Origin of the sequence: Streptomyces endophyticus, from assembly GCF_035798155.1 — a bacterium.
Taxonomy (GTDB): domain Bacteria; phylum Actinomycetota; class Actinomycetes; order Streptomycetales; family Streptomycetaceae; genus Streptomyces; species Streptomyces endophyticus.
The window spans coordinates 27,423-40,663 of the sequence record NZ_JAOZYC010000057.1 but is presented as its reverse complement, the minus strand read 5'-3'; the positions used below and the strand labels follow the sequence as shown (position 1 = coordinate 40,663).

Genomic DNA, 13,241 nt, shown 5'->3' with positions numbered 1-13,241 from the left:
GTTCGCGGTCCGCTAGCCCGGCGCCACGAGACCCGACTCGTACGCGCAGATGACCGCCTGCACCCGGTCGCGCAGGTGCAGTTTGCTCAGGACGTTGCTGACGTGGGTCTTGACCGTGTGTTCGCTGACGTGGAGGGTCGCGGCGATCTCCGCGTTGGTGAGGCCGCGGGCGAGGTGGCGCAGGGTCTCGGTCTCGCGGGCGGTGAGGGACGAAAGCGCGGGCGGTTCGGGGGACTTGGGCCGGCGCCGTGTGATGTCGGCGACGAGGCGGCGGGTCACGGACGGGGCGAGGAGGGAGTCGCCCGCGGCGACGACGCGGACCGCGTGCACGAGGTCGTCGCGGCGGACGTCCTTGAGGAGGAATCCGGACGCGCCCGCGTACAGCGCCTCGTAGACGTACTCGTCGAGGTCGAACGTCGTCAGCATGACGACGCGGCAGCTGGACTGTTCGCAGACGCGGCGCGCGGCCTCGATGCCGTCCATGTGCGGCATGCGGATGTCGAGGAGGAGGACGTCCGGGGCGTGGCGGCGCACCGCGGTGACGGCCTCGGCGCCGTCGGACGCCTCGGCGACCACCTCGATGTCGGGCTGCGCGTCGAGGATCATGGTGAAGCCGCTGCGCACCAGCTCCTGGTCGTCGGCCACGACGACGCGGATGCTCATGGCGCGCGTTCGGCCGCGGGGCGGCGCGCGGCCGGCAGTCGGGCGGTGACCCGGAATCCGCCGTGCGGCCCTGGGCCGCTGTGCGCGCTGCCGCCGCAGGCCGCGGCGCGCTCCTCGATGCCGACGAGTCCGCGCCCGCCACCGGCCCCGGGCGGGCCTGAGCCGGTTCCGTCATCCGTCACGGTGATCGCCAACTCCGTGTCCCCCCAGTCGAGTTGTACGTCCGCTCGGGCAGCGTACGCGTGCTTGACGGTGTTGGTCAGGGCTTCCTGGACGATGCGGTACGCGGCGGTCTCCGTTTCGGCACCGATGGGGCGGGGGTGGCCCGTAGTGCGCAGGGTGACGGTCACCTCGGTCGTTCCGGACACCTGGCGGATCAGGTCCGGGAGGCGGGCGAGGCCGGGAACGGGAGCCGCGAGTCCGCCCCTGCCGTTACCGGCGTCCGTCAACACGCCCAGGATCAGCCGGAGTTGCTGCATGGCCTCGCGTCCGGCGCCCGCGATCGCGTCGAACGCCGCTTCGGCGCGCGCGGGGTTGCTGCGCACCACGACGGGGCCCGCCTCGGCCTGGACGACCATCAGGCTCACCGCGTGGCCGACCACGTCGTGCATGTCCCGCGCGATCCGGGCGCGTTCACTGGTGACCGCGCGGGCCCGGTCGATCTCCCGCTCGCGCTCCAGGGCGCGGGCACGCTCCTCCAGGGCGGCGGTGTACGCGCGCTGGGTGCGGGCGAGGACCCCGAAACCGTAGGCGCTCAGGAGGCTGAGCAGGTGGAAGGCGTACTCGAAGGGTGCGGCGTGCTCCTTCAAGGACATCGTCGCCGACGCGCCGATCACCCAGCCGACGAGCATGACGCGGCGCGGCACCGGCTCCACGTACGCGGCGAGCGTGTAGAGCAGGACGAGTCCGCCGTACACGACGTCGGGCGGCGGCGCGTGGTAGACCGCCATGGCCGGGGTGACGCAGGAGATCACGATCGCGCACAGGATCGGTGCGCGGCGCCGCCAGATCAGCGGCACCGCCGTGCCCGCACCGAGCAGGAAGCCCTGCCAGGACAGCGGATCACCGTCCTCGTCGGGGAACAGGAACTGCAGGGACACGGCGAACAGGACGAGGGCGGCCAGCGCCCCGTCGACGAGGTACGGGCTGGTGCGGCGCGGCAGACGCATGGTGCGGCTCCTCGTGGGCCTGGTCCCTGCGCAGAGTCTCCACAGTGCCCTCTGCGGGGGCCAGTATCGAGGGGCGGCCCGCCCAACACCTCGCCGGGGAGAGGGATTTCGGGCCGCCGGCACCGGCTTCCTAGAAGGGGCGGTCCCCCGCGATCGCGACGCGCTCCGCGACCCGGCGGGCGTCGCCGTAGTCGGCCACCGCGTAGTGCTGGGTGGCGCGGTTGTCCCAGAACGCGATGTCGCCCGGCTGCCAGTGGAACCGCACCTGGAACTCCGGCACATGGGCCTGCTGGTACAGCAGGCGCAGCAACCGGTCGCTCTCGGCGCGCTCCATGCCGAGGATCCGGGTGGTGAAGGAAGTGTTCACGAAGAGCATGCGCCGCCCGGTCTCGGGGTGGCGGCGCACGACCGGGTGAGTGACCGGCGGGAACAACTCCTGCCACTGGGCGAGCCGTTCGGGACCGTAGAAGCGGCGGAAGCCGGGCAGGAAGTCGTGCTCGGCCTCGGCGCCCTCGATGCGCGCCTTCACCTCGTCGGACAGGTTGTCGTACGCGGCCGCCATGTCGGCCCACATGGTGTCGCCGCCGAAGGGCGGGACCTCGCGCAGCTGCAACACGGCGCCCAGGGCGGGGCGTTCGCGGAAGGTGACATCGGTGTGCCAGACGTTCTCGTAGCTGGGGACGCCGCCCGCACCCTTGTCGAAGCGGACGACGTCCTCGCTGTCGCCGCGCTCCAGGAGCGGATTGGTCTCCAACTCACCCCAGTTGGAGGCGAATTCACGCTGCCGCTCGCTGCTGAGGTGCTGTCCGCGGAAGAAGAGGACCTTCCATTCGAGCAGCGCCCGGTTCAGCTCCTCGCGCAGCTCCGCGGAGAGCGGCTTGCTCAGGTCGAGGCCGCGGATCTCGGCGCCGATGGTGGCACCCTGCGGGACGAGCTCGAACAGCTCGTAGGGGCGGTCCTGCCAGCCGTCGGGGGTGCGGCGCAGCACGCGGCGCCCCTCGTAGAGGCCGTCGGCGGGGATGTGGGCGGGGCGCAGGGGCTGGGCAGGCGGGAATTCGGTCACAGTCATGAGGGCTCTCCACAGACACACGGTGGCAAGGGAACGCGAGGAATGCGCGGTGATCCGTACGTGCGAAGCCGAAGGCCCGTGAGCGTGAGGCAGGGCCTCTACAGGAACACGGGGCTACAGGACTTCCGGACGTACGGGAAAAAGCGGCGAGGGACTTCGGACGTCCGCTACAAGCCGCTGCGCGCGCATCCACATCGGTCCGGCGCGGCGGCCGATCCGAATGCGTGGGCGCGATAGGTGAACATGACCCTCATCCTGCGCCCTGACGTATCGCCAGGTCAAGCCCGGTGCGCCGCCCTCCCGTGAGGGGAGGGCGGCGCACCGTGAGTGAGCGTTGTGCGTCAGGCGGTGGGCGCCGGGAACGTCGGGTACTCGACGCCGGAGACGTGCTGGACGACGCGGATCACCTGGCACGAGTAGCCGAACTCGTTGTCGTACCAGAGGTAGAGGATCGCGTTGTCGCCGTCGACCTTGGTCGCGCCCGCGTCGACGATCGAGGCGTGCCGGGAGCCGAGGAAGTCGCTGGAGACCGCGTCGGGCGAGTCCGTGAAGTCGATCTGGCGGCGCAGCGGCGAGCTCAGCGAGACGTCGCGCAGGTGGTCCAGGACCTCTTCGCGGGTGGTCTCGCGGCCGAGCCGCAGGCTGAGGATCGCGATCGAGACGTCCGGGACGGGGACGCGGATCGAGGAGCCGGTGATCGGCGCCTTGAGGTCCGGCAGGGCCTTCGCGACGGCGGAGGCGGCGCCGGTCTCCGTGATGACCATGTTGAGCGGCGCGGAGCGGCCTCGACGGTCGGCCTTGTGGTAGTTGTCCAGCAGGTTCTGGTCGTTCGTGAACGAGTGGACGGTCTCCACGTGACCGCGCTCCACCCCGTACTCGTCGGCCATCGCCTTGAGCGGCGGCACGATCGCGTTCGTGGTGCAGGAGGCGCAGGACAGGATCCGCTCGTCCGGCTTGATCATGTCGTGGTTGACGCCGTGCACGATGTTCGGCACGTCGCCCTTGCCGGGCGCGGTGAGGACGACCTTGTCGATACCGGGGCGCAGGTGCTCGGAGAGGCCCGCGCGGTCGCGCCACTTGCCGGTGTTGTCGATCAGGATGGCGTCCTTGATGCCGTACGCCGTGTAGTCGATCTCGGACGGGTCGTTGGCGTAGATCACCTTGATCGCGTTGCCGTTGGCGTTGATCGTGCTGTTCGCCTCGTCAACGGTGATCGTGCCCTGGAACTGACCGTGGATCGAGTCACGGCGCAGCAGCGAGGCCCGCTTCACGAGATCCTGCTCGCCGCCGCCGCGCACGACGATGGCACGCAGGCGCAGGCCGTTGCCGGACCCGGCCTTCTCGATGAGCAGGCGGGCGACGAGGCGGCCGATGCGGCCGAAGCCGTAGAGGACGACGTCGCGCCCCTCACCGCGCTCCAGCTTCAGGGCGCCGGTCGCGCCGGCGACGGCCTCGGCGGTGAACTCCTCGACGCTCAAGCCCCGGTCGTCGGACTTGTACGACATGGCGAGGATGCCGAGGTCGATCTGGGAGGGCCCGAGGTCGAGGGCGGCGAGGGCCTTCAGGAAGGGCATCGTCTCGGTGACCGAGAGCTCCTCGCCGGCGATCTGGCGGGCGAATCGGTGGGCCTTGAGCAGGCTGACCACCGACTTGTTCACCAAGGAGCGGCTGTGCAGCAGGACGTTCACGTCCCGCTCGCGGTGCAGCTTCCCGATGATCGGGATCATTGCCTCCGCGGTCTCCTCACGGTGCTTCCAGTTGGTGAACGAGTCGTCATTGACAGTCACGTGCGTCTCTTTCGAGCTAGGCGGCGCTCATATGCTAACCGGCCCGCCCAGGGCGCCGATCCCCAGGTCCGCGAAGCGCTCACCGATGCGGCGGTGGGCGGTGGCATCGGGGTGCAGCGCGTCCGGCAGCGGGAGCTCCTCGTGGTCCGCCTCGCCGTACAGTTCGCGGCCGTCGAGGTAGTGCAGGTGCGGGTCGTCGGCCGCGCGCTGGGCGACGATGCGGGCCAGCTCCTCGCGGATGGATTCGAGGGTGAGCTTGCCCTGGGCGCGCTCGGCCGGGTCGCCCATCGCCATGAAGCGCAGCTGTCCGCTCGCGAGCGTGCTGAAGTCGGGGGCACCGGGCCCCGGCGTCTTCTCGTGGATCGGGCACAGGATCGGCGAGACGACGAGGAGCGGGGTGGCCGGGTGCCCCTCGCGGATGGTGTCGAGGAAGCCGTGCACGGCGGGGGTGAAGGCCCGCATGCGCATCAGGTCGGCATTGGCGAGGTTGATCCCCATCTTGACGCTGATCATGTCGGCCGGGGTGTCGCGCAGCGTGCGCGCGGTGAACGGGTCGAGCAGGGCGCCGCCGCCGAACCCCAGGTTGATCAGGTCGACGCCGCCGAGGGACGCGGCGAGCGCGGGCCAGGTCGTGGTCGGGCTCGCGGCGTCGGAGCCGTGGCTGATGGAGCTGCCGTGGTGCAGCCACACCTTGCGGCCGGACGCTCCGAGGGGCGCGGTGGGCTCCACGGGCGCGTCCGTGCGCAGGGCGACAAGCTCGGTGGTCTCGTTGTGCGGCAGCCAGATCTCGACGGTCTTGGTGCCTTCCGGCAGGCCGTCGAACCGGAGCGTTCCCGGCTGCCCGGCCTCCTCGTGCTCGTAGGTGCCCGCGCTCATGTCGATGGTGAGGATGTCGCCGCCGGCCACACTCCCCTGCCCTGCGAGCCGCCCGTCCACGAGCAGGTCGTACAGGCCGTCGGGGCGCGAGGGCACGCCTACGTAGACGCGCTTGGTCGGCACCGTGTCGAGTTCGACGACGGTGGCGGTGGTGCGGAAGGCGAGGCGGACACCGGAGGGCTGCGACTCGGCCATGGCCAGCTGGCCGTCCGTGTTCTGGGCGCGGGCCCAGGCGGGGAGGCGGTGCGGGAGGAGGCCGCGGGCGGTGCGCTCGATGTCGATCGCGCCGTGGACGAGGTCGTCCGTCAGCGGTGTGGTGGTCAATGTGTGGACGGAGTTCGGGGTGTTCGTGCTGTTCACTGTGGCGTCAATCTGTTGATCAAGAGTGTGGATGACTCACGGGAGCGGGGGGCGCGGGCTCACGTCTGGGCGGGCCAGTTGCGAAGCAGTGCGTCGAGCGCGTCCAGGCTCCGCGCCCAGCTCTCGGCCGAGTCGGGTGCGCTGTGGCTGAAGCCGCCGGCCAGTTCGAGGCTGACGTAGCCGTGGAAGACGCTGCCCAGGAGCCGGACGGCGTGGGTCTGGTCGGGTTCGGTGAGGTCGTAGCCGCGCAGCACGGCCCGCGTCATCTGCGCGTGCCGCACGCCCGCGCTGGCCGCCGCCGTCTCCGGGTCGAGCCGGTACTGGGCGGCGGCGTAGCGGCCCGGATGTTCGCGGGCGTAGTCGCGGTAGACGTTGGCGAGGGCGGTGAGCGCGTCCTTGCCGGACCGTCCCGCGAGGGCGTCCGCGGCCCGGTCGGCCAGCTCTTGCAGGCCGATCAGGGCGATCCGCGTCTTCAGGTCGTGGGAGTTCTTGAGGTGGGAGTACAGGCTCGCGACCTTGACGTCGAACCGCCGGGCGAGGGCCGAGACGGTCACCTGCTCGAAGCCGACCTCGTCCGCGAGCTCGGCACCGGCCCGGGCCAGCCGCTCCGCGGTCAATCCGGCACGCGCCATGACCGTACGTCCTCTCGCTCAGCCCCCATCACTGTTACCGAAGACCATTCTGCACTTGCCTAATACTTATAGGCAAATGAGCATCACCCTTCGCTTACCGGAGCCCGGCGGTAAGCATCCGCAGCGAGATCGAGTCGGCGATCGCCTGCTGCCCGGCGATGTTCGCGTGGACGCCGTCCCCGTTGCCGTACGAGGGCTCGATGCTGTTGGGGTGCAGCGGGTCCTTCAGGACCTCGTCGAAGTCCATGACGCCGTCGCAGGTTCCGGCACACGAACTCGCCTTCTTCGTAAAGAGGTTGACCGTGTGGCGGTCCAGGTTGTTCTGGTCGGTGTAGCCGGGGCGGGGTGTGATCGGCGTGACGTACACGTTGATCCCGGCGTCGCTGAGTTCCTTGAAGACCTTCTTGTAGCTGGCCAGGATCTGCTCGCCGTCGCAGCCGAAGGCGAGGTCGTTGGTGCCGTAGTAGTAGAGGACCGAGGTGACGCCGTGCAGGGCGAGCACGTCGCGCTTGAGACGGCTCGCCGCGTCGAGGCCCTGGACGTTCGACGGGGTGCCGGGGCAGTCGGCCGCGCTCGTCGTGCCGCTGATCCCGGCGTTGGCGATCGCGACCTGTTCGGTGGGCGGGAGTTCGGTGTGCACGCGGCGCGCAAGGTCGTCGGTCCAGCGGCGGTTGGTGCCGGTCTCGGTGCAGCCGGGGCCGCAGTTGGTGCTGCCGACGCCGTCGACGACCGAGCTTCCGTAGGCGACCGAGGTGCCCTTGAGGCGCGGGTTGCGCACATCGACCGCGCTGACCAGGTACGTGGCGTCGACGGTCTTGGTGTACGCGGCGCCGCTGGTGTCCGCGGTGTGGTCGCCGGTGCCCTCGGGCGTGAGGTAGTTGGTGCGCAGCGCGGTGCGGTGCTGACCTGCGGTGGCCGGGCCCTTGACCGCGACGGAGACGGCCACGTCGTCCTGGGCGGCCGTCCTGAGGTCCCCGGCGTCGCTCCACACCTCGCCGCCCGCGGGAACGGTGACACGGGTCTTCCCGTCGAAGCGGACGGGGTGGGTGTCCCCCTTGATGGACGCCCCGTCGCCGCTCAGGCCGACGGAGGCGCCGCCGATCTCCAGCGGCGCCGTGCCGAAGGTGTTCTGGATGCGCACACGGACGCCGTCCCCGCCCTGGCTGAGATGGGTGACGGTGCGGACGGACTGGTCGCGCAGGGGACCCGTCGCCGCGTCCTGCTGGGACTGCGCCCAGGAGGTGAACCAGGCGCTGCCGCCACCCTGCCCGGGTCTGGCCTCGGCCGGGTGCGGGGCCCCGGCCAGACCGCCGCCCGCGAGGGCGAGAACGGCGGCCGCGACGGTCGTGATCGTACGAATTCGAGGCATGTGCACAACCTTTGCTTCCGATGAACGGGAGTGTGGATGGTGCTGTGCTACGAACGCGGAGGCGGATGCGGAAGGGGCCCGGCGCGGGCCCCTTCCCGGTTTCCAGTCATCCGCCGACGAGCGCCCTCAGGGACACGTAGAAGAGCGAGGGGCCGAGGAGGCAGCCGACCCCCGTGTAGAAGGTCGCCGTCATCGCCCCGTAGGGGACGAGTCGCTTGTCGGTGGCCGCGAGGCCGCCGGCCACGCCGGACGTGGTGCCGAGCAGGCCGCCGAAGGCCATCGCCGACTTGGCGTTGTTCAGGCCGATCAGGCGCGCGGCCAGCGGCGTACCCACCATCACCACCACGGACTTGACCAGACCGGCGGCGACCGACAGCGCGATCACGTCCGAGCTCGCGCCCACCGCGGTGCCCGTGACGGGACCCACGATGTACGTGGCCGCGCCCGCGCCGATGGTCGCGAGCGAGGCCGCGTCCCGGTAGCCGAACAGCGCGGCGATGAGCGCCCCTCCGACGAAGGAGACGACGACGCCCAGCAGGATCGACAGGGCGCCTGCGGCCCCCGCCCCCTTGAGCTCCTTCAGGTCCACGCCGTAGGCGGTGGAGACGATGGCGAAGTCGCGGAGCATCGCCCCGCCCATCAGGCTCATCCCGGAGAGCGCGGCGATGTCGGCGACCCCCGCGTCTCCCCCGGTCGCCGAGCCGCCCCAGTAGGCGAGCGCGAGGCCGAGCACGATGGCGATGGCGGAGCCCTGCAGCCGCCCTCGGGTCAGCTTCTTGGACAGCCATGCCGAGACCAGCATGAGCGTGCCGACGAGGGCGAAGGCGACTATGAGGCCGTTGTCCTTGCAGACGGAGACGAACGTATCCATGTCAGACCGCCTGCTTCTCGGTGGCGGGCTCCGCCTCGGACTGGGCCGCTGTCTCCACCTCGGACAAGGGCGGGAGCGGCTCCCCGCGCCCTCCGATCCGCGCGATCACCGGCACCAGTGCGAACCCGGCGACGAGTGCGACGAGTCCGGCCAGCAGGGCCATGGGGCCGCCGGTGACGGCCTTGTACACGTTCTGCGTCGACGCCATCGCGATGACGATGGGGATGTACATCGCGCTCCAGAAGAGCACGCCCTGCTCGCTGGCCTCGGGGAACTTCCCCTTCTGGCGCAGCCAGTGGGTCGCGAACACAAGCATGATCATGGCGAAGCCGACGCCGCCGACATTGGCGTCGACGCCGAGCGCCCCGCCCAGGTATTCACCGACGAGCGTGCCCGTGAGCATGCACACCGCCAGCGCTGCCACTCCATAGAGGACCATCGTCTTCTCCACATTGAGAGACCGGGAAACAAGTGAGCAAGAACGTGCGGGGGTTGGAGAAACGGGGAGCGCCGAGAGGGAGCGGCAGGTCAGGAGGTGGTGAACAAGTCCGCGTAGGTCTTGCGCAGTTCGGCCTTCTGGACCTTGCCCATGACGTTGCGGGGCAGTGCCTCCACGACGCGTACGGCGCGCGGGTGCTTGAAACGGGCGAGGTCGGTGGTGATGGAGTCGATGAGGTCGCGCTCGTTCGGCTCCTGGCCCGGTGCGGCGACGACGACGGCGACGGCCGTCTCGCCGAAGTCCGGGTGCGGGACGCCGATCACGGCGGATTCGAGGACCGTGGGGTGGGCGTCGAGGAGCGTCTCGATCTCCTTGGGGTAGACGTTGTAGCCGCCCGAGATGATCAGGTCCTTGCCGCGCCCGGAGATGCAGAGGTAGCCGTCCTCGTCGATGAGGCCGAGGTCGCCGGTGATGAAGAAGCCGTCCTCGCGGAACTCGGCGGCGGTCTTCTCGGGCATCCGCCAGTAGCCGGCGAAGACGTTGGGGCCGCGGACCTCGACGCTGCCGACCTCTCCGTCGGGCAGCGGCTTTCCGGTCTCGTCGTCCACCACGCGGATCTCGGTGCCGGGCAGCGCCTTGCCGACGGTGCCGGGCTTGCGGGGCCCGCCCTCATACGGGTTGGTGGTGTTCATGCCGGTCTCGGTCATGCCGTAGCGCTCCAGGATGGCGTGTCCCGTGCGGGCCTCGAACGCCTCGTGGTCGCTGGCGAGCAGCGGCGCGGAGCCGGAGACGAACAGGCGCATGGAGGCACACGTCTGCGGGGTGACCTTCTCGTGCTTGAGCAGGCGCGTGTAGAAGGTGGGCACGCCCATGAGCACGGTGGCGCGCGGCAGCAGCTCCGCGATCGCGTCGGCGTCGAACTTCGGCAGGTAGAACATGGAGGCACCCGAGGCGAGGACCATGTTGGCGGCGACGAAGAGGCCGTGGACGTGGAAGATCGGCAGGGCGTGGATCAGCCGGTCGTCGGACGTGAACCGCCAGGAGCCGAGCAGGGCCTCGCAGTTGGAGGCAAGGTTCTCGTGCGTGAGGATGGCGCCCTTGGAGCGGCCGGTGGTGCCGGAGGTGTAGAGGATGGCCGCCGGGTCGCCCGCCGCGGCCTCGTACACGTCGTCGTGGTGGGTCTCGCCTTCGAGGAGGCTGCCGTCGCCCGCGGTACCGAGGGTCTCGACGACGAGGTCCGGGCCCTCGCGGTGGGCGTGGTCGGCGCGGCGCTGCGGCGGGCAGACGAGGACGCGCGGCTCGGCGTCGCCGATGAAGTAGTCGATCTCGGCGCCGGTGTAGGCGGTGTTGAGCGGCAGGAACACGCCGCCGATCCGCAGCGTCGCCAGGTAGAGGGCGATGGCCTCGACCGACTTGTCGACCTGCATGGCGACGCGGTCGCCGGGGGTGACGCCGTCGGCCACGAGGCGCGCCGCGATGCGCCGCACGAGGTCAGCGGTCTCTCGGTAGGTCACGGACCGCCCGTCGGGCAGCTCGAAGAGCGCCTTGTCCGGGCGGAGTTCCGTCTGCTCGACGAAGGACCGGTGAATGGTCCGGAAGGGTGCCGTCGAGGCCGTCGAGGGGCTCGGCTGAGTGCTCATCGGGTGGTTCCTTTCTTCTTTCCTACCGAGGTCTGGGCGTACGGGGCCTCGTGCTGCGAGAGGTCGTTCGGCGGGAAGTCGTTCGGCGGGAAGTCTTCCTTGAGGGGTCCGCCGACCGCGACGGACCCGCGGCGCACGAAGTCCTCGTGGCGGCGCTCCAACTGGTCCGGTTCGTAGCGGTAGTTGATCATCGCGCCGTAGGACTGGCGCCAGGCGTCGGGCGAGGCATTGGCGGGCCAGTCGAGCTGCCAGGCGGCGGCGCCGTTGCCGAGGTGGAAGCGGGCGACGGGGTCGAGGGGGCGGCCGTCGGGGCGCCGTTCGCCGGTGATGTAGCGGGCGAGGACCGGGAGGAGGCGGGGGCGGATGCGCGCGGCGTCACCGGCCGCGACCACCGGGTCACCCAACTCCGCTGCCAGTTCCCGGAGTTCGGGCTCACGCTCGGCCCGCCCCTCCAGCCACGCACGGAAGCCGGGAATGGGCGACAGCGTCGCGAACCGCGTCAGGTGCGGGAGCTCTTCGCCGACCTGCTCGATGACCTGCTTGATGAGGAAGCTGCCGAAGGAGACTCCGGCGAGGCCGTCGAGCGCGTTGTTGATGGAGTAGAGCGCCGCGGTGTCCGCGTGCGCGGGGCTGAGCGCGGGGCCGGGGTCGAGCAGCGGGGCGATGCTGTCGGGCAGCCCGCGGACGAGGGCGACCTCTACGAAGATCAGGGGTACGTCGCCGGTGGCCGGGTGGAAGAAGGCGTAGACGCGGCGGTCCTCGGGCTCGATGCGGCGCCGCAGTTCGGCCTCGGACGCCATCGGGTGCACCTGCTCGCCGCGCAGCAGATGCCGGTGCAGCGCGGGCGGCGAGTCCACGGTGACCTCCTGCATGCGCAGGAAACCGCGGTTGAACCAGGACGTGAGCAAGTGGTGGAAGTCGTGGTCCAGGGGCCGCAGTTCGGGGTGGGCGGGCAGCAGGCGGCGCAGGTCGGCGCGCATGTGGACCAGGGCGAGGGTGGCGTCGGGCGCGTGGTTCATGCGGCGCAGGAGCTGCTGGCGGGCGGGTTCGACGACGTCGAAGAGCCCGACGAGCTCCGCCTCTCCCTGGGAGCCGGCGGCGCGGGCCTCCTCCCAGCGGCGGTAGGCGGCGCGGACCTGGTCGGCGTCGGCGTCGTAGGTCTTGGTGATGTGGGCGAAGAAGGTGAGCCTGCCGGCGTCGTCGAGCGCGTCGTACGCGTCGAGGGCGCGGGCCGCGACGGCGCGCATGGAGGCCTCGCCGACGTCGCTCATCAGGACTTCGCAGGCCGCGAGCAGCTGGTCGAGCGGGGCGTCGGCCGCCGGGCGGCCGGCGCCGCCCCCTGCTCGCTCGCCGAGCCTTCCGAGGGCCTGGTACAGGTCGGTCAGCAGCCAGCCGTCGTGGCGTTCCCGGGGGTCTTCGTCGTGCTGTTCGCCATGCCGTTCGTCGTGCCGCTCGTCACGCCGGCCCATCCGCGCTCCTCCCCACGTCTCGCCCCGAGCCTTGATATGCATCGTGGGCCATGATGTATATAACAACCGCACCGTAGATCACAGGAGTGGCCGACGCCACCCCCTGAGCAGGCGGATAATCTGGGCAGTCGGAGGAGGTGGAGATGGCTCGAGTCCCTGAGGCCAGGCGCGTGCGCGACGCCCTGGAGAACGCGGTGGTGGACGGCCGGTACCGGCCGGGCGAACGCCTTGACCCGGCGGAGCTGGAGCGCGAGTTCGGCTGCTCGCGCACGCCGGTGCGCGAGGCGCTGCAGGCCCTTGAGCGGTCCGGCCTCGTACAGATCCGCCCCAAGCAGGGCACGTACGTCACCGAGCTGAGCGTGTCCGAGCTGGCCGAGCGCTTCGAGGTCATGGCGGAGCTGGAGGGGATGGCGGCCCGGCTCTCGGCGCGGCGCATCGAGCGCGAGGCGCTCGCCGAGCTGGAGGACGCGCTGCGGGAGTGCGAGCAGCACGCGCACGCGGGCGACGCCGACCCCTACTACTACGCCAACGCCCGCTTCCACGCGATCGTCTACGACTCGTGCGGCAACGAGTATCTGCGCCAGCAGGCCCACGCGCTCAAGCGCGCCCTCCAGCCGTACCGGCGGCTGCAGTTGAGGGTGCCGGACCGGATGCGGCGCTCCCTCGCGGAGCATCGGGCGATCGCCGACGCGATTGCCGCGGGGGCGGCGGACCGGGCGGAGGACGCGGCGCGTGAGCATGTCCTTGTGCAGGTGAAGGAGTTCAGTCAGCTGGTGCGGACGTGGCGGCATCTGACGGAGTCGGCGGCGGGGTGACCGGTCGGGTGCGGGTGGATGCCGCCTACGTCACGGGGCTCTGCCCCGGACCCCGCTGCTCAATCGCCGCAGGGGCTTGATT

12 protein-coding genes are annotated in these 13,241 nt (G+C 70.8%); 1 reads left to right on the top strand and 11 read right to left on the bottom strand.

Annotated features, from left to right (window positions below):
• Positions 1 to 12: 12 nt before the first annotated feature.
• The 11 genes from OKJ99_RS08110 to OKJ99_RS08060 all read right to left on the bottom strand — a co-directional run bounded on the left by OKJ99_RS08110 (position 13) and on the right by OKJ99_RS08060 (position 12,344).
• A complete protein-coding gene (locus OKJ99_RS08110; protein WP_326015145.1) occupies positions 13 to 663 on the bottom strand; it encodes a response regulator transcription factor in 651 nt (216 codons plus the stop codon).
• Entirely contained in the window at positions 660 to 1,832 is a 1,173-nt protein-coding gene (locus OKJ99_RS08105; RefSeq protein WP_326015144.1) for a sensor histidine kinase, read from the bottom strand. Before OKJ99_RS08105 ends, OKJ99_RS08110 begins: the two co-directional genes overlap by 4 nt.
• Before the next feature lie 130 nt (positions 1,833 to 1,962).
• Positions 1,963 to 2,901, bottom strand: a complete 939-nt coding sequence (locus OKJ99_RS08100; protein WP_326015142.1) for a TauD/TfdA dioxygenase family protein — start codon at positions 2,899 to 2,901, stop codon at positions 1,963 to 1,965.
• Positions 2,902 to 3,242: 341 nt separating this feature from the next.
• Entirely contained in the window at positions 3,243 to 4,688 is a 1,446-nt protein-coding gene (locus tag OKJ99_RS08095) for a glyceraldehyde-3-phosphate dehydrogenase (RefSeq protein ID WP_326015141.1), read from the bottom strand.
• Between the two features lie 27 nt (positions 4,689 to 4,715).
• Complete coding sequence (locus OKJ99_RS08090) at positions 4,716 to 5,924, bottom strand: GDSL-type esterase/lipase family protein (protein WP_326015140.1); 1,209 nt, start codon at positions 5,922 to 5,924, stop codon at positions 4,716 to 4,718.
• A gap of 59 nt (positions 5,925 to 5,983) precedes the next feature.
• The gene (locus OKJ99_RS08085; protein WP_326015138.1) at positions 5,984 to 6,556 is read right to left on the bottom strand and encodes a TetR/AcrR family transcriptional regulator; all 573 of its coding nucleotides are present in this window, start codon (positions 6,554 to 6,556) and stop codon (positions 5,984 to 5,986) included.
• Between the two features lie 94 nt (positions 6,557 to 6,650).
• Positions 6,651 to 7,925: an SGNH/GDSL hydrolase family protein gene (locus OKJ99_RS08080; RefSeq protein ID WP_326015137.1), complete on the bottom strand. Its 1,275-nt coding sequence runs from the start codon at positions 7,923 to 7,925 to the stop codon at positions 6,651 to 6,653.
• 106 nt (positions 7,926 to 8,031) lie between these two features.
• The gene (madM, locus tag OKJ99_RS08075) at positions 8,032 to 8,796 is read right to left on the bottom strand and encodes a malonate transporter subunit MadM (RefSeq protein WP_326015136.1); all 765 of its coding nucleotides are present in this window, start codon (positions 8,794 to 8,796) and stop codon (positions 8,032 to 8,034) included.
• Between the two features lies 1 nt (position 8,797).
• Positions 8,798 to 9,235, bottom strand: coding sequence for a malonate transporter subunit MadL (gene madL / locus OKJ99_RS08070; protein ID WP_326015134.1), 438 nt, complete (start codon positions 9,233 to 9,235; stop codon positions 8,798 to 8,800).
• An 89-nt stretch (positions 9,236 to 9,324) separates the two neighbouring features.
• Positions 9,325 to 10,875 carry a malonate--CoA ligase gene (locus OKJ99_RS08065; protein ID WP_326015133.1) on the bottom strand — a complete coding sequence of 517 codons (1,551 nt, stop codon included), beginning with the start codon at positions 10,873 to 10,875 and terminating at the stop codon, positions 9,325 to 9,327.
• Positions 10,872 to 12,344: a malonyl-CoA decarboxylase domain-containing protein gene (locus OKJ99_RS08060; protein ID WP_326015131.1), complete on the bottom strand. Its 1,473-nt coding sequence runs from the start codon at positions 12,342 to 12,344 to the stop codon at positions 10,872 to 10,874. Before OKJ99_RS08060 ends, OKJ99_RS08065 begins: the two co-directional genes overlap by 4 nt.
• 143 nt (positions 12,345 to 12,487) lie before the next feature.
• Between OKJ99_RS08060 and OKJ99_RS08055 the strand changes: the two genes are divergently transcribed.
• Complete coding sequence (locus tag OKJ99_RS08055; RefSeq protein WP_326015130.1) at positions 12,488 to 13,159, top strand: GntR family transcriptional regulator; 672 nt, start codon at positions 12,488 to 12,490, stop codon at positions 13,157 to 13,159.
• The last annotated feature ends 82 nt before the right edge of the window (positions 13,160 to 13,241 follow it).